Below are 17609 nucleotides of genomic sequence, written 5' to 3' on the forward strand. Positions count from 1 at the left end.
ATATTCCGCTACAATTCCTGCCATATTTATGGTATATTTTTTGCATAATATACATTGAAGGGAGGCTTGTCACTATGATTGAAAGGATTTTTGAAATTATACAAAAAGAGGATAAAAAGAATCCTTTAACAGATGACCAAATAGCCGCAATTCTCAATATTAAAAGAGAAGATGTGACACAATTTAGACTGAAAAATAATATTCCTGACTCAAGAGAAAGAAGAAAACCTTACCTTTTAGAAGATGCAAAAAAAATAATTTCAAAGGACCCAAATATTTCAGATAGAAATTTGACAAAACAATTAAATAATTTAGGATATAATATTTCTCGTTTTGTAGCTACACAAATAAAAAAGGAAATTTTAAAAGATAAAATTGCAGATAATTTAGTGCAACAAAGTACTATTAAAAACGATAATGTAAATTTTGAAACTCCTAAAACAGCTAAAAGCTTACTCTCATTTAAAGAGATTATTGGAAGCGAAGGAAGCCTTAAAGTGCAGATAAGCCTTGCAAAAGCTGCAGTACTTTATCCTCCCCATGGATTGCATACTTTAATAGTAGGACCATCAGGATCTGGAAAAAGCCAGTTGGCTGAAGCAATGTACAACTATGCAATAGAGTCTGGAAAATTTAATGAAAATGCGCCTTTTGTAGTTTTTAACTGTGCTGATTATGCGGATAATCCACAACTACTCATGGCGCAACTTTTTGGTTATGTAAAAGGCGCTTTCACAGGGGCTGATACTGCAAAAGCGGGATTGGTAGAAAAAGCTGATGGTGGAATTTTGTTTTTGGACGAAGTCCACAGGCTTCCAAGTGAAGGACAAGAGATACTCTTTTATTTGTTGGACAAAGGAAAATTCAGACGATTAGGGGAAACAGAAAGTACTAGAGAGGCACAAATTATGCTTATTGCTGCTACTACTGAAAATCCTGAATCTTCGCTATTACTTACTTTTAGGAGAAGAATTCCTATGGTGATAGAACTTCCTTCTCTTTCAGAAAGACCTCCCCAAGAAAGATATGAAATTATACATCATTTTTTCTCAAAAGAGTCTTTTAGAATTAATAAATCGATTATTGTAAAAAAAGAGGCAGTAAGAGCTCTTATGCTTTATGACTGTCCGGGGAATATAGGGCAGCTAAGGAGCGATATTCAAGTTGCTTGTGCGAGGAGCTTTTTAAATTCATTAGGGGGTAAAAGCTCTTCATTGACAATAGACCTTTCAGATTTACCTAACCACGTAAAAATGGGGATAATCAGAGTAAATAAAAGAGATCCCGAAATAGAAAGATATTCAAATGAAGACATTATGGTGTATCCTGACAAGGAAATTAAGTTATATCCAAAAGAAGATAGATATATGCTGCCTGATGAAATATATCAATTTATAGAAGAAAGGTTTATTGACTTAAAAAGACAAGGACTTACAAAAGAGGAGATAGATAAAATTCTCGGGAAAGAGATAGAGGCGGAGCTGAAGAAATTTGCTGTAAATGTAAAATCTAACATAACAATTTCAAAAAAAGAATTGACAAACATAGTAGGAGAAAAAATTGTAAATGCTGTTGAAAAAGCATACGAGATTGCTAAAAAAAGTTTTAAAAACTTAGAGGATAATCTCTTTTATTCCCTTGCTATACACTTAAGTGCTGCTTATGAAAGAATATTAAGCGGCAAACCAATAATTAATCCTCAACTTGAAAACATAGTGAAAGAATATCCTGTTGAGTATTCTATTGCTAAAATTATGGCAAAACAAATTAACAAAGAATTAGAAATACAGCTGCCTGATGAAGAAGTGGGCTTTATTGCTATGTATCTAAGGACATTCTCAGGGGACAAAGAAATAACTAAAGGCAGAGTGGGCGTAGTTGTGCTTACGCACGGCCATGTTGCAAGTGGCATGGCAGAGGTGGCAAATAAACTCTTAGGGGTAAATCATGCAGTCGGTATAGATATGGCTCTTGATGAAAGCCCAGAATCTGTTCTTGAGAGGACAATTGAAGTAGTGAAAAGAATAGACGAAGGCAAAGGCTGCATTATTTTGGTTGACATGGGTTCATTAATTACCTTTGGTGAAATTATAACCAAAAGGACAGGGATACCTACAAGAGTGGTAGGAAGAGTAGATACGGTTATGGTGTTGGAAGCTGTCAGAAGAGCTATTATACCGGATACTAATTTAGATGAAATAGCAGATGCGTTAGACGTAGATAAAACATATATAGGAAGAGTTGAAGGTATAAAGAGTAAAGATAAGCTTCCAAAAGCAATTGTAACTGTATGTATTACAGGAGAGGGAACAGCGTTAAAAATAAAGAAATATATTGAAGATGTCTTACCACAACTAAAAGATGATTACAAAATAATACCTGTTGGAATGCTCAGGCAGGAAGATATTGAAAAAGAAATTTCAAAAATAAGAGAAGAAAATGAAGTGGTAGCTTTTGTTGGTACAATAAATCCCGGCATAAAAAGTATACCTTTTATATCTGTTGAAGATATTTTACATGGCACAGGGATTGAAAAATTCAAAAAAATTGTCAATTTAGAGAAAGAAAATCCTTTAAAAGAAGTAATACAGGAAGACCTTATTTTTCATGATTTAGATACTTCTATGAAAAGTGATGTTATAGATAAATTGGTGGAGATATTGCAAGATAAAGGCTATGTAGATGAAAGGTTTTTACTAAGTGTATATAAAAGAGAGTCAATGGGGGCTACTATTTTAAAAGGAGGGATTGCTATACCTCATGGTTACCCAGAACATGTCACAAAACCTGCCATAGCTGTTGCAAAATTGAAAGAGCCTATTTATTGGGAAGGTGAGCTTAAGGCAGATTTGGTGTTTATGATAGCGCTGAAGGAAGATTCAAAGGATTACTTTATGTATTTGTATCAAATTTTAACTGAAGAACAAAGCATCAATGCCATAAGAAAAGCTAAAAGTTCCCAAGAAATAAAAAATATTATTATAAAATAGCACAAAACATGTCAGATAGTTGGCACGGCTCTTGCAAGAGAAATATAGTGACTCAACGAGGAGGTAATATTCAATGAAACTTACAGAGTTTTTTCATAAAGAATTAATCGTAACTAAGTTAGAAGCTAAAAGTAAAGAAGAAGTATTTGAAATACTTTATAGGAAGTTACTAGAAAATGGCTATGTTAAAGAGAGCTTTTTAGAAGGAATTATAAATAGGGAAAAAACTTTTCCCACAGGATTGCTTCTTAATGGCAATAACGTAGCAATTCCTCATACTGATGCGGAACACGTTTTAAAGCCAGCAATTGCTGTAGCGACACTCTGCAGACCGGTTGTATTTAAAAATATGGCTAATCCAGAAGAAGATGTACAGGTAAATATAGTATTTATGATAGCTTTAAATGAAAGCCATAGTCAAGTGGAGATGTTGCAACAATTAGTAGAACTTATTCAAAATAAAAACTTTTTAAAAAGTATTTTAAATGCTAAAGGTGGTGAGGAAATAATTGATTTAATAAAAATGATTTAATAAAAAATTAAAAAATCAAAAGGTTAAAAAGAAAGATTTCATAAATGGTATACGGTGTAATGTCAAGTAGCAAAATTGGAAATTAAGAAAAAAACTGCACTCAATAAGCCCAAAAAAGGCAACACTTAATAAACCCATAAACAGCGCAGGCTTACAGGTAATAATTGGGAGAATATTAACTATGTTTAATCATGCTATGTGTTAGTTACCATACCTCGCGGTCTATATATTTTTGGCCTTTGCTCAGCAATGCAAAGACCAGCCTGACAAAGTTTACGTGCCGTGAGGACGAGGGCTCTTTTATGCTGATGCCTGTTAATTTCTTTATACTTCTTGTAGTAAAAGGCTGTATACTCATCTACATGCATCCTAAGTAGATTAGAGGCCTCTACAAGATAGTATCTTAAATAGAAGTTGCCACACTTAGCTTCATCTGTTTTAGGCAAATGAGTGTACGACTTTTTAAAGCCCTTGACTACACTCGGATTTAGCACATAAAACAGAGGATTAAAGGCAAGGAGACTGGAAGATGAGGCTAAATGAAGGTGCAGATGCCATCCAAAATTAGAAGTAGACTCCATCCCAATTTTAATAGAGGAGGCATCTATTTTAAGAGCATAGACAATAATATCAGCGATTAACTTATCAGCACCTTCAAGGTCATTTTAAATAATGGTGTATTAGCTTATCAAAGAATAATTTATTTGAAGGTTTAAAATTTCCTGTGTAGGGTTTTAAACCTTAACTGACAATTATTTTAAATTTAGCGAAAAAATGAGATTTTTAAAGCTTGATTGAGTTAATCACAAAATATTGAGATAGGGGGATTTAAAATGGATATTAGGCAAGAAGTAGTGAAAATGGCACAAGAAGCGGAGAAATATGGACTTATCAAATACAAATCAGGTAATTTCAGTGTGCGGGATAAATATAGCGGATATATATATATTACACCTTCTTGGATTCCAAGAGAAGAGCTTACACCAGAAATAATTTCAGTATTAGATGGGAGTGGTAAAATACTCTCGTCTGTGTATAAGCCATCAGCTGAATATTTAATGCATGTTAAAATTTATCAAAACAGGAGTGATGTATTTGCTATTTGCCATTCCCATTCATTATATGCTACGACATTTGCAATTGCCAATATAGAGATTCCACCCGTTAGTAGAGAAGCTGTACATTACGGCGCAATAACGATTCCTGTAGCAGATTATGCACCACCGGGGTCAGAGGAACTGGCAGATAATGTAGTAAAAACTTTAGGACAATACGATTGCTGCTTGTTAAGGAATCATGGTGTAGTTACTGTAGGAAAAAATGCAGAAGATGCTTTGATTAAGCTTGTATATGTAGAGGAAAATGCCAAAGAATTTTTTAATTTAAAATTGTTAGGTGTATCCTTTCAACCTCTTAGTTTGAGTAGTGAGGAATATATAAGTGCTTTTGTGCCTTATTACAACAAATAAGCAATATTATATAAAGCTTGTAATGAAATGCATCATTGCTAGTTTATTGTCAATCCAAGCTGACATAAAGAGAGAAGTGGTGTTGAAAATGTTGCAGAGATGAGAGATATATAGTATAACACACATAGTATTGAAACATTTACACAATTTGTTAGGAAGGAGATTTTATTTTAAACATTAAAAACTATTTAACATATTAAGAAATGAAGATATAGGGATGTGCAAAGGTAAGTAAAATTATCAAAAGCAAAAACCAAAATATATATTATATGTAATATACTACCATCAAAACTTCAGTTGAACACAAAAATCCAAAGGAAAGTAAAAAGAGGAGCTAAAAAAGGGCATAAATATCCTGTAGAAGTCAAATGTTAAAAAGTGGCATGAACTAGATTCAGTGAAAATTAAGCCGATTGCATCAGAGCACTAAGAGATTTAAACTCATCAAATTTACCTAGCTTAATAGCTACAATAGCGACAGTAAGCAAAGTAATATGGCCAAAAGTATTAAGGTTGCTGACAGAATTAATATTTCTAACATAAGCTTTTTCAAAATCTAGGGCCTTAAAGCGAGAATTATATCTTTCTGATTCTACTCTTAGTCTATAGACAGCCTTAAAATATAGGGAGTCTCTATTAATAGAGGACCTATAATCAGAAGATATAATAGCATACTTAGTACAACCTCTATGCTTTTTGCCATTAAAATATTTAGGATGCTGAATAGGGCAAGCAGAGTCATCTTTAGAATTGCAGAACTTGGCTTAATAAAACCATCAAAATATTGCTTGCCGTCTTTGAGCATTTTAATACCCGCTTCACAAACGATATAACCATCATCAGTCAGTGGGGGATTTTTAGAATTACGCTTGTTAAGAGGAATAAAACAATGACCATGAAGAGTATTTCTAACATAATTATAAAGTCTCTTAACATCATAACCCTTATCAGCGATAAAATTAGTACCAATTAGTTTAAATCATTTATTAGTATCAGCAAGTAAAGACAAAGCGACATCAAAATCAGGGACATTAGCGGGAGTAGTAGTTTCAGCGATAGGCAATCCAGAGATAGCATCAACAATAATGTGATTTTTATAGCCCCAATAAAACTTATATCGTTTATTAGAAGAATCATTAGAAGCAGAATAAACGCCTAATTTACAATCCTTATCAGACTTAGGCTGATTATCTTTAGAGAATTTATTTTTAGAAAAAGACTTAGGGTTATTTAACTTAGTGTTAGCTTTAATAGGGGTAGAGTCCATGGAAATAAACTCACCTGAGATAATGCTCATATTTTTGAGGATATTAACCTGATTTTGAAAGATAGAGGTCAAATAATCATGAGAGAAGTCATTAATAAAACGGCGGAAAGTCCAATAAGAAGGAAGAGGTTTAAAAATGTTGAAGCCACAAAGATAAGCAATGATAAGATTATTGCGGAGATAATCTAAAAGGTCAGAAATTGTACCGAATCTTTCAGCTTGCATAACAATAAAAGCTCTAAACATTGCATGATGAGAATAACCCTTACGGCCAGGGCCAGAGGAAAGGAATTCAGGTATTGAAGATAGATCGAGATTTTCAAACATAGAAGAATAGAAACAAATTTTAGATTGAGAAGTAAAGAGTTCAGGTATATTTAAGAGTAATTGAAGCTGGTACATGTGGGATTTCCTCCTTATAAGTATTTTATGGTGTATATACAATAATTCGACAAATAAGGGAGGAAATCCTACATAAAAGATAAAAAAATTTAAGAGTGAGAGCAAAAAAGTACATCTTGGGAATGGCTTAAATTAAGGCTTTCAAATTATGCACAAGTCTATAAATGAAGATATAAAAAGGAGTGATTCGTGTGAAAGCATTGGTTTTTAAAGGTATTAATGAAATAAGCATTATGAATGTACCAGAACCAGAAATCGATGATAACGAAATCTTGGTTAAGGTTGATTCATGTTCAATTTGTGGTACAGATGTAAGGACATACAAATTCGGTCATCCAAGAATTAAGGGAAAAAGAATCCTGGGGCATGAGTTTTCTGGCATAGTTGCAAAAGTGGGTGGAAATATAAGTGATTATAAGGTAGGGGACAGGGTGATAGTAGTACCTGGGATACCGTGTGGAAAATGCTATTACTGTCAACACGGACTACAAAACCTGTGTGATAATCGAAAAATAATTGGTTTTGACTTCGATGGAGGATTTGCTGAATATGTGAAGGTACCTGAAATTGCCGTCAAAATGGGCAATGTCAAGCACATCCCTGATAGCCTGAGCTTAAGAAATGCATGCCTTATTGAACCATTTACTGCAGTTTATAACGGACAAAATTTACTAAATATCTCTATAGGAAGTTCGGTGGCAATAATTGGGGGAGGCCCTATCGGCTTAATGCATTCGATTCAAGCGCGTTATAGAGGAGCAAGCAAAATTGCACTTTTTGATTTATCAGAAGACAGATGTAAGATGGCTGAGAAGTTTGATATTGATTTTATTGTTAATTCGGCTATTAAAAATCCGCTTGAAGAAGCTGATAGAATAACCAAAGGTAAAGGATTTGACGTTGTAATTGTAAGCTGCAGCTCAGGTACTGCACAATTACAGGCTCTTCAAATTGTCAGAAAAGGCGGTAGAGTAAGCTTTTTCGCTGGGCTTCCACATAATAATTCGATAGTACAGCTGGATACAAATCTTATACACTATAAACAAATCGGGGTATTTGGTGCCAATGGTTCTGGACCAAAAGACTATGATGCAACGATAGATTTTCTAAGCTCGGTGGCAAAAAATGTTTCAGATATTATATCTGTAGAATTATCAATTGATGAGGCGTTAAAAGGGTTTGAAATTGCTCAGATGGCAAATGCGCTTAAAGTAGTCATTCATCCAAATATGTAATATCTTAAAAATTTATAAGAATGGGGGCTTATATATGGTAAATAAAATAGCTATTTTAAATCGAATATTAAAAGATCGTATAGTGGCTATAGTGAGAGCTGATAATCCTGAAGAAGCAAGAAAAACAGTGGATGCCTGCTTGGAGGGTGGGATACATTCGATAGAAATAACGTTTACAGTACCACATGCAGATAAAGTAATAGAAACTCTTAGTAATGAATATGATAGGGACACTCTTTTGATCGGGGCTGGAACTGTTCTGGATTCAGAAACTGCGAGAATTGCTATCATGTCTGGAGCTCAATATATAGTCACACCTTCTTTGAATATAAGGACAGTCCAACTATGTAATAGGTATCAGATACCAATTATGGCGGGTGCTATGACAATAAAAGAAATAATAGAGGCAATAGAATATGGAACAGATATTGTAAAAATATTTCCTGGAGAATCTCTTGGACCTGCGTTTTTGAAAGCTGTAAAAGGTCCACTTCCCTATGTACCGATGATGCCTACCGGTGGTGTAAATCTGGATAACGTTATTGAGTGGTTTAAAGCTGGAGCTGTGGCTGTTGGAGTTGGTGGATCTTTAACCGCGGGAGCTAAAAATGGTGATTTCAAATCTGTAACCGAGAGAGCAAAGAAATTTGTAGAAAAGATTAAAACTTTCATGGAATAGCTACATGCTTTCCATATATGGCAATTTTATGGAAAGACAAAATCAGTGAAAATTGATAAGAAATTATTTTACTTAACAGAGACAAAACAAAAAAAGAATAATTATAAAACATGCAAACTTTTATTGGAAAAAGGGAGGTGGTAAAGAAAGGAAAAAAGACTTTTAACCGGGTTGCTTACGGAACCGGTTAAAATTGCTCTACCGAACACAGATGCTGAACATTGCAAGGGATCGGCAATAACAGTTGCAATGTTAGCAGAACCAGTAAAACTTGGTTTGAGGGGGATGATAAGGAAACAGTAGACGTTAAAACAGTTTTTCCTTTAGCAGTGAACAAGAAGGAAGAGCAAGCAACATTTTTATCAAAGTTTTCTCAGTTTATATGTGACTCCCAAACAATAGAGAAAATTTTGACCGCCGATGATAGGTCATATGTAGTATCGATATTAAAAGATAGGCTTTGTTGATTCTTGATTTACCAAAAATGAGGGAGCTGATTTTAAATGGCTAAAAAAAGAATAATTACTTTATGTGGATCTGGTATTGCAAGTTCAACAATTGTTGCTCAAAAAGTGAAGAAAGCGTGTGAAGAGAAGGGAATTGATGTAGAGGTTAAACCAATTGCCTTTCGTGAGTTACAAGGCGAGATAGTACACGCCGACCTGATTATTAGCATAACACCGGGGTTAAAAGTAAACAATGTTCCCGTTGTGAATGGTGTGCCATTCCTCACAGGGGTGGGCGAAAAAAATGTCTTGGATGAAATTTTTAAGATTTTAGAGGAGGGAAGCAAATGAATCTCCTTGGGATTGTTAAATATATAGTGGGTTTAGGTGCCAATGTATTTCTTCCAGTTATAATGTTCCTACTTGGATTAATTTTTGGATTGAAACCAGGGAAAGCGTTACGAGCAGGTTTAACATTAGGCGTTGCTTTTACAGCCATAAATCTATTTATTTCTCAGTTATTGGTTGGACAGATAGCGCCAGCTGCACAGGCAATGATTAATCGGACAGGTTTAAAATTAACTGCAATGGATATAGGCTGGCCGGCAGCTTCTACAATAAGTTGGGCCTGGCCATACGCAGCAAGTATGTTTCTTGTGCAGATTTTACTTAATTTATTGCTTTTGTGGGTTGGCTTTACTAAGACATTAAATGTAGACCTGTGGAATGTTTGGCAAAAAGTTTTTGCAGGTGCAATAATATATGGAATTACAGGGAATCTACTCTGGTCATATGTTCTGGCAGTGGCGATAATAATAATTGAATTGAAATTAGGTGATTTAACTGCTAAGAGGGTACAAGAAGTCAGCGGAGTACCTGGAATATCAGTTCCACATGCGTGTGCAACATGGTTAGTAATGGTGACGCCAGTAGCATATCTTCTTGATAAGGTACCTGGTTTAAATAAACTAAAAGCAGATCCAGCTGCAATACAAAAGAAATTTGGATTTTTAGGTGAAAATTTGATAATTGGATTAATAATGGGGCTTTTGATTGGAGGTTTGGCCGGATATTCATTTGATAATATATTGAAGCTTGGCGTTGCAACCGCTACTGTAATGGTAATGTTGCCACGAATTGTTGGAATATTTATGGAAGCACTTATGCCAATATCAGAAGCAGCATCGGACTTTATGAAAAGTAGATATCCTGGCCGAGAATTCTATATCGGGCTTGATTGGCCAATTTTAGCTGGACATCCAACAACAATTACTTCTGCTATATTATTGATTCCTGTACTTGTGTTGCTATCAGTAATTTTGCCAGGTAACACTACTTTGCCATTTGGTGATTTAGGAAACTTTGGGTGCTTAATGGCACCAGTAGTTGCCATAACAAGCGGCGACCTGATTAAGACGTTGATAATAGGTGTATTTGTATTAGCTATTAGTTTATGGGGAGCAAGTGCAGTAGCGCCTTCATTCACAATGCTTGCAAAAGAAGCGGGAGTTCAAATACCAGAAAACGTATCCCAGATTACCTGGTTAAAAACATCGCCAATAATTTGGGGCGCTGTAGAGATGGCAAAGAAAAATATAGGAGTTGTAGTAATAATAGTTGTATTAGCAATCATTAGCTTTTATTTGTTGAAGAAATACTACTCAGGAGAAAATATTAAGTCAGAATCGACGAAAGTCTAAATAATTATATGATTAATAGGTTGATCACACATTTTTGTGTGGTCAACCTAAATACTAAATATAAGGAAAGTGAGTGAGGTAGAGTATGAGAACTGTTCTAATAAAAGAAAATGAACTTCGTAAAATATGCGTTACGTTACTTATGAAATGGTCTGTGCCAAAAGATGATGCAGAAACAATAGCCGATACAATTGTAGAGGCGAATTTAAGAGGGGTAGACACTCATGGTGTTGCAATATTGCCTACATATTTAAAGAGACTGAGAAATGGTGGTGCTAACCCCAACCCAAATGTGAAAATTGAAAAAGAAGGTATTTCATTTTGTGTATTCAATGGAGATAATGCTTTGGGGGCTGTAGTTGCCAAAAAGGCGATGGAAAAGGCTATAGAAGAATCAAGGAGCAAAGGGTTGTTTGCTTCTTTTTGTAGAAATAGTAACACGTTCGGCCCAGCCTTTTATTACAGCTCTCTGGCTGCAGAAAAGGGAATGGTTGGAATAGCAATATGTAATGCACCACCAAGCATGCCGCCATGGGGAGGGAAAGAGCCTCTCATAGGGACAAATCCAATATCAGTGGCTATTCCTGTAAAAAATGACAAGCCTATTGTATTGGATATGGCTACCAGTGCGGCAGCAAAATCTAAGATCTATTTGGCAATAGAAAAAGGAGAAAAAATCCCAATCGGATGGGCTTTGGATAAAGAAGGGAAACCAACCGATGATCCAAAGAAAGCATTGGATGGTGTTCTGCTACCGATGGGAGGCCATAAGGGTTATGGCCTAGCACTTATAGTAGATATACTTGCTGGATTATTATCAGGAGCAGGCTTTTTGGATAAAGTTTTGTCATTGCACAATCAAATAGATAAACCGCAAAATGTTGGCTTTTTGCTTATGTGTCTTAATCCCTCTCTAATTCTTGATGCAGACAAATTTTATAGCTCAATAGAAGAACTTAGAAGAAAGATTAAATCATGTCAAACTGCTGATGGAACTGAATTTATTTTGTTACCAGGAGAAAAAGAATATATGACGAAGGAAATTCGTCTAAAAAATGGTATTCCTATTCCTGAAAGCATTATGAGTCAATTAGAGGAGTTACTTGAGGAAAATAAAATCTAACTTTTGGAATCATTTAAGGGTGGTGATTTAGTTGAATATGTTTTATGGTAAAAATGTGATTGTAACAGGTGGAAGCAGCGGGATAGGTTTTGCAATAGCTAAAAAATTTGCAGAAGAGAATGCCAATGTTCTTATAATAGGCAGAAACACCGAAAAACTGGATTCCGCGGTTAAGAAAATAAAAAACGCAACAAATGGTAGGGGTAAGGTTTGCGGATATGTTTGCGATGTAAGTAATTATGAAGACATCAAAAAAGTTAGTTATAGCATTGTAACTGAGGTAGGTATTCCTGAAATCTTGATTAATAATGCAGGCGGATTTACGAATAAAATACAGTGGGAGGAGATTACCGACGACCTCTGGAATATGTCAATAAAAACCAATCTTTTAAGTATATTTTATTGTACAAAAATTTTTGCCAAATATATGAAAGAAAAGTGTATCAAGGGGTCTATAGTTAATATTGGATCTTCTAGTGCACTTCAAATAAAAAATGATAAAATGCACTATACTATAACAAAATCTGGCGTCCACACCATGACTAAAATTCTCGCACTGGATCTAGCAAAATATGGTATACGTGTAAATGCTGTGGCACCAGGACCTACCCTAACAGAAAAAGTAAAAAGCAGATTTGAAGACAAAGGCTTATTAGAACAAGAACAAGAGCGTATTAATAAAATTCCTTTAAAAAGATATGCATTACCTGAAGAAATAGCAGAGGCAGTGGTTTTTTTAGCATCAGATAAAGCGTCTTTTATTACCGGAGTTATATTACCAGTGGATGGAGGTTATACCATTGGTTAGATTGAGGGTACTTGTGGTGCAAACTTCATGTATTGTTAATAATACTAGAATAATAAACCTAGTCAACAGTAGTTTAGAAAAATTGAATATTTTTGATGCAGATGTTTTTGAGATAAATTATTTTGATGTAATTAACTGGGACTCAAATTTTTCTATTGTGATAAGCCCGGCTCCAGTTAACATTGAGTTAAACTCCCAGGTATTAATTATACCAACAGCGTATGCAGGATTAATGAGTCAAGAAGAGTTTGATGCTAAGTTTAGAGAGAGTATTAAAAATATTGTAAGTGTTTCTCGGCTAGATTCATAAAATCGATATAAGAAATATCTGGGGGAAACGTAGGCCTTATTTGAAATAGCCTAAATGAAGATTTTTTAAAATATGTACAAATCTAAAATAGAGCATTAGGAGGCACTCTGCAAATGAAAAAATGGAAAGTTGTTAGTACAGCAGTTACATTTGGAAAAATTAATAAAGAACCAGTAAAACGTCTCGAAGAATTTGGTTGTGAAGTTGTACTTAATCCTTTTGGAAGACCTTTTACAAATGAAGAAATAATAAGATATGCTTCTGATGCGGATGCACTGATAGTAGGAAATGATAAAGTTCCAGGGGATGTTATCAAAAAATGTAAGAAACTCAAGATTATTGCAAAACATGGAGTAGGAGTAGATAGCATCGACGTTAAAACTGCGAATCAATTAGGCATTGTTGTTACTAATGCCCCTGGCACTAACAGCGAAGAAGTTGCTGATTTAGCTTTTGGATTACTTCATATGCTTGCTCGTGGGCTTTATCAAGCAAATACTGATACAAAAAATGGTAAGTGGATTAAGCCAGTTGGTATAAGTTTAAGCAAAAAAACTATTGGAATTATCGGAGTTGGTACAATAGGTACTGCAGTGGCAAAACGAGCTACTGGATATGATATGAATATTTTAGGATATGATATCAAGAAAAATCCATTAGCCTTGGAGCTAGGAGTAAAGTATGTGGGGCTAGATGAACTTTTATCAGAAGCAGATTTTATAAGTTTGCATTTACCATTAACCAACGATACATTAAATATTCTTAATGCAGATAAATTTAAATTAATAAAAAAAGGTGCTATTATGATTAATACTGCTAGGAGTCAACTTATTGATAATGAAGCTCTTTACAACTCTTTGATAGATGGAACTTTAAAGGGGTATGCTACTGATGTATATGATTTTGAACCTCCAATGCATTTGCCTCTTTTTGATTTACCTAATGTTATATTAACACCTCATATTGGTGGAACAACTGTTGAATCAAATAAACGAATGGGTAATACTGCCGTTGATAATGTAATTGCAGTTTTAAAAGGCGAAACTCCTCCTAATATTGTTTTGGTTGATTAGAGCTAAGCTAAAGTAAATGAGGGGAGATATTAAATGCCTAGTATAAAAAAAGCAATTCTTTTAAATAAAGCGGATAGTGTTGCAACGGCATTGTCACAGATTCAAAAGGGTGATGTTGTAGATATTATCTATAATAATGAAACAGTTAATAGACTAATTGCATTAGATGATATAGAAATATACCACAAAATCGCAGTAGTACCTATTCAATCCGGAAATAACGTTTATAAATATGGGGAGGTTATAGGTAAAGCTATTAAATCTATAGAAATTGGCCAGTGTGTTCATATAGATAATATAGAGAGCGTGAGGGGTAAGAAATGAAAATTAAGGCATACAAAAGACCAGATGGTAAATATGGAATAAGAAATAAAGTTTTAATTTTACCTTCTGTAGGATGTGCAAATGAAACAGCGAGATTAATATCAGAACAAGTTCAAGGTACGACATATATAAATAATCCAAAGGGATGCGGGCAAATTGGAAGTAGCGTGGAACTTATGCACAGGACTTTAATAGGGTTGACTTTAAATCCTAACGTATATGGAACCATTATAGTTGGATTGGGATGTGAAACTATTCAAGCTTATGATTTATATAAAGAAATTAAAAAAGGAGTAATAAACCAGTAGAAGTCATAAGTATACAAAGAGAAGGAGGAACACTAAAAACTATACAGAAGGGAATTAAATTAGCACGAAAAATGGTAGAAGAGATGTCAAAAATAGAGCGTGAAGAAGTTGACATTTCTAATATAACATTAGCAACTAATTGTGGAGGTTCTGATGCTACTTCTGGAATAGCTGCTAATCCAACATTAGGATATTGCAGTGATATTTTAATAAAAGAAGGGGCTACAGTATTTTTGGGTGAAACTACAGAATTCATTGGAGCGGAACATATATTAGCCAGAAGAGCAAAAAATGAAAAAGTTAGGAATAACTTATTAACAATAGTTAAAAATTTAGAAAACGAGTTTATTAGATTAGGAATAGATGTTAGGGGCGCGAATCCTTCACCGGGAAATATTAAAGGAGGATTGAGTACTTTAGAAGAAAAATCATTAGGTTCGATTATGAAAGGTGGAACAAGTATTATTAATGAAGTTGTACGTTATGGAGAAATTCCGAAAGAAAAAGGTCTCATTATAATGGATACACCAGGTTATGATATTGAATCTGTTACGGGTATGGTAGCTGGAGGAGCGCAGATATGTGTATTTACCACAGGGAGAGGTACTCCTATTGGTAATCCTATTATACCTTTAATTAAAATAACTGGAAATAAACAAACGTATGAAAAAATGTCGGATAATATTGATTTAGATGTTTCGGATATAATTGAAGGGAAAAAAAGCATTAAAGAATGTGGTGAAATGCTTTTACAAGAGATAATAGATGTATGTAATGGTAAATTAACAAAAGCAGAAATATATGGATTTTCAGAAACGTGTATATATAGAAATCAAGAGATTTGGTGTTCATGGTAAGCTAATAAAACATTTCTTAGATTATAAGAAGTTAAAAGTAAGAAGGAAGTATAAAAAGGTTCAACGTAAGTAAGATATTTAAAATGAGGAGGGGAGAAATAAGGATGAAGATTACATCATTAAAGGTATATAAGGTAAAACCAAGATGGATATTTTTAAAGATAGATACAGATGAAGGGATTAGTGGATGGGGTGAATTGATTTCGGGTACTAAAACAGAAACAGTTGTTGCAGGCGCATATGAAATGGGAGAGTATCTTATTGATAAAGACCCGAGACAAATTGAGGATATGTGGCAAGTAATGTATAGGTCTTTTTTTAGAGGCGGTCCTATAAATATGACAATTTTATCAGGCATAGAAATGGCATTATGGGACATAAAAGGCAAATATTATAATGTGCCAGTATATGAATTATTGGGCGGAAAAGCAAGAGACAAAATAATGGTTTACTCATGGATTGGTGGAGATAGACCCTCAGATGTAGTGGAAGCAGCTTTGGATAGGAAGAATAAAGGTTTCAAGGCAATAAAAATGAACGCCACAGAGGAACTTCATTATATTGATTCATATAAAAAAATTGAAGCTGTTATTGAAAGAGTGGCATCAATAAGAGATGCTGTTGGTTATGAAATGGAGATAGGGATAGATTTCCACGGACGTGTTCATAAGGCAATGGCTAAAGTTTTAGCTAAAGAATTAGAAAAATACAGGCTGATGTTTATAGAAGAACCTGTACTACCCGAAAACAATGAAGCACTGAAGGAAATAGCAAGTCATACATCCATACCTATTGCGACAGGTGAAAGATTATATACTAGGTGGGGATTCAAAGATGTATTAAAAAGCGGTGTTGTAGATATAATTCAACCCGATGTAGCATTAACAGGGGGTATTCTTGAAGCTAAAAAAATATCTGCTATGGCAGAAGCGTTTGATGTAGCTGTAGCTCCACATGCTCCGTATGGTCCAATTGCACTTGCTGCTACATTACAATTAGATATCTGTACACCTAATGTGTTTATACAAGAACAAAGCTTAGGCATACACTATAATCAAGGTTTTGATTTACTTGATTTTGTAAAGAATAAAGAAATCTTTGCGTATAAGGATGGCTTTGTCGATATTCCAACGGGCCCAGGACTTGGTATTGAAATCGATGAAGAATTAGTCAAAAAAGTTGATATGGAAGGATTACATTGGACTAACCCAAAGTGGAGGAATTACGATGGAACGGTAGCTGAGTGGTAATATTATTAAGCAGTAAATAACGCATATATCGGATAATTAAAAAGCAATTTAAACAGTAAATAACATTGGATTTTCAAGGGGTGATACAATGTCTAAGTATAAAGTTGTGATTACTGCTAGATCGTTTGGTGAGAGCAGTGATGAGCCGTTCAATATATTAAAAGGGAATGACTGTGAAACGCTAATAATAACTCCGTGGCTGATTTGGTAATTGGGCTCATGCTCGTGCTTGCAAGGAATTTACTTGCTGTAGATAGAATTGTGAAATCTGGCGGATGGAAGAGAATAATGGGTACTGAAATCTACGGAAAGACTCTGGGCATAATTGGCTTAGGAAAGATAGGGAAAGGTGTTGCAAAGAGAGCTAAGGGTTTTGATATGAATGTACTTTGCTATGATGTTTATCCAGATCTAAAATTTTCAGAAGAATATGGAGTAACTTATTGCTCATTTGAGGAACTTTTGAAGCAGTCAGATATTGTAACTATCCATGTTCCATTGACACCGGAGACAAAAGGTCTTATTGGCGAAAGAGAACTTGGCATGATGAAACCAACTGCTTTCTTGATAAATACATCAAGAGGTGGTATTGTAGATGAACGCGCACTATACAATGCTTTAGCGAATAAGAAAATAGCAGGGGCTGCACTTGACGTTATGGAACAAGAGCCACCCATTAATAGCCCACTTCTTCAGCTTGACAATGTTGTAATAACATCCCATATTGGAGGATACACATGTGAGGCCATTACTAATATGGGAATTGTGGCTGCAAAAAATGTTGTACTAGTGTTAAATAAAAAGCAAGGCGCACACATAGTTAATGGCGAATAATT

At 34.5% G+C, this 17609-nt stretch carries 15 protein-coding genes and 3 pseudogenes; 16 read left to right on the forward strand and 2 right to left on the reverse strand.

Going from position 1 to position 17609, the window contains the following annotated elements:
- The first annotated feature begins 74 nt into the window (after positions 1-74).
- Both THEWI_RS00970 and THEWI_RS00975 read left to right on the forward strand, forming a co-directional pair.
- On the forward strand, positions 75-2990 hold the full coding sequence (locus THEWI_RS00970) for a sigma 54-interacting transcriptional regulator (RefSeq protein ID WP_014062078.1): 2916 nt from the start codon (positions 75-77) through the stop codon (positions 2988-2990).
- Between the two features lie 73 nt (positions 2991-3063).
- A complete protein-coding gene (locus tag THEWI_RS00975; RefSeq protein WP_014062079.1) occupies positions 3064-3522 on the forward strand; it encodes a PTS sugar transporter subunit IIA in 459 nt (152 codons plus the stop codon).
- A 205-nt stretch (positions 3523-3727) separates the two neighbouring features.
- Here the strand turns inward: THEWI_RS00975 and THEWI_RS13720 are convergent.
- Positions 3728-3947: pseudogene (locus THEWI_RS13720) on the reverse strand (IS110 family transposase); the annotation flags it as partial.
- Between the two features lie 408 nt (positions 3948-4355).
- Here THEWI_RS13720 and THEWI_RS00985 point away from each other — a divergent pair.
- Positions 4356-4991, forward strand: coding sequence for a class II aldolase/adducin family protein (locus tag THEWI_RS00985; protein WP_014062080.1), 636 nt, complete (start codon positions 4356-4358; stop codon positions 4989-4991).
- A gap of 404 nt (positions 4992-5395) precedes the next feature.
- On the opposite strand, the pseudogene THEWI_RS00990 reads toward THEWI_RS00985, so the two are convergent.
- Positions 5396-6660 (reverse strand): annotated as a pseudogene (locus THEWI_RS00990) (transposase).
- Between the two features lie 191 nt (positions 6661-6851).
- Here THEWI_RS00990 and THEWI_RS00995 point away from each other — a divergent pair.
- The 13 genes and pseudogenes from THEWI_RS00995 to THEWI_RS01050 all read left to right on the forward strand — a co-directional run bounded on the left by THEWI_RS00995 (position 6852) and on the right by THEWI_RS01050 (position 17607).
- On the forward strand, positions 6852-7895 hold the full coding sequence (locus THEWI_RS00995; RefSeq protein ID WP_014062081.1) for a zinc-dependent dehydrogenase: 1044 nt from the start codon (positions 6852-6854) through the stop codon (positions 7893-7895).
- A 34-nt stretch (positions 7896-7929) separates the two neighbouring features.
- The gene (locus THEWI_RS01000) at positions 7930-8574 is read left to right on the forward strand and encodes a bifunctional 2-keto-4-hydroxyglutarate aldolase/2-keto-3-deoxy-6-phosphogluconate aldolase (protein WP_014062082.1); all 645 of its coding nucleotides are present in this window, start codon (positions 7930-7932) and stop codon (positions 8572-8574) included.
- Between the two features lie 221 nt (positions 8575-8795).
- Positions 8796-9041 (forward strand): PTS sugar transporter subunit IIA, encoded by a 246-nt coding sequence (locus THEWI_RS13725; RefSeq protein WP_083820882.1) that lies wholly within the window; start codon positions 8796-8798, stop codon positions 9039-9041.
- A gap of 36 nt (positions 9042-9077) precedes the next feature.
- Positions 9078-9371, forward strand: a complete 294-nt coding sequence (locus tag THEWI_RS01005; RefSeq protein WP_014062083.1) for a PTS sugar transporter subunit IIB — start codon at positions 9078-9080, stop codon at positions 9369-9371.
- Positions 9368-10720: a PTS galactitol transporter subunit IIC gene (locus tag THEWI_RS01010; RefSeq protein WP_014062084.1), complete on the forward strand. Its 1353-nt coding sequence runs from the start codon at positions 9368-9370 to the stop codon at positions 10718-10720. The genes THEWI_RS01005 and THEWI_RS01010 overlap by 4 nt, the downstream gene beginning before the upstream one ends.
- Positions 10721-10805: 85 nt before the next feature.
- Positions 10806-11843: an Ldh family oxidoreductase gene (locus tag THEWI_RS01015; protein ID WP_014062085.1), complete on the forward strand. Its 1038-nt coding sequence runs from the start codon at positions 10806-10808 to the stop codon at positions 11841-11843.
- A gap of 37 nt (positions 11844-11880) precedes the next feature.
- Positions 11881-12651 (forward strand): SDR family NAD(P)-dependent oxidoreductase, encoded by a 771-nt coding sequence (locus THEWI_RS01020; RefSeq protein ID WP_244262341.1) that lies wholly within the window; start codon positions 11881-11883, stop codon positions 12649-12651.
- The gene (locus tag THEWI_RS01025) at positions 12644-12961 is read left to right on the forward strand and encodes a hypothetical protein (protein ID WP_014062087.1); all 318 of its coding nucleotides are present in this window, start codon (positions 12644-12646) and stop codon (positions 12959-12961) included. The genes THEWI_RS01020 and THEWI_RS01025 overlap by 8 nt, the downstream gene beginning before the upstream one ends.
- 113 nt (positions 12962-13074) lie before the next feature.
- Complete coding sequence (locus THEWI_RS01030) at positions 13075-14034, forward strand: phosphoglycerate dehydrogenase (RefSeq protein WP_003868993.1); 960 nt, start codon at positions 13075-13077, stop codon at positions 14032-14034.
- 33 nt (positions 14035-14067) lie between these two features.
- Positions 14068-14358: a UxaA family hydrolase gene (locus THEWI_RS01035; protein ID WP_004399938.1), complete on the forward strand. Its 291-nt coding sequence runs from the start codon at positions 14068-14070 to the stop codon at positions 14356-14358.
- Positions 14355-15523: pseudogene (locus THEWI_RS01040) on the forward strand (UxaA family hydrolase). The gene THEWI_RS01035 and the pseudogene THEWI_RS01040 overlap by 4 nt, the downstream one beginning before the upstream one ends.
- Positions 15524-15627: 104 nt before the next feature.
- A complete protein-coding gene (gene dgoD / locus THEWI_RS01045; protein WP_014062089.1) occupies positions 15628-16773 on the forward strand; it encodes a galactonate dehydratase in 1146 nt (381 codons plus the stop codon).
- 195 nt (positions 16774-16968) lie between these two features.
- Positions 16969-17607, forward strand: coding sequence for a phosphoglycerate dehydrogenase (locus THEWI_RS01050; protein ID WP_244262273.1), 639 nt, complete (start codon positions 16969-16971; stop codon positions 17605-17607).
- Positions 17608-17609 lie beyond the last annotated feature (2 nt).

This window comes from Thermoanaerobacter wiegelii Rt8.B1 (assembly GCF_000147695.2).
Lineage (GTDB): Bacteria > Bacillota > Thermoanaerobacteria > Thermoanaerobacterales > Thermoanaerobacteraceae > Thermoanaerobacter > Thermoanaerobacter ethanolicus.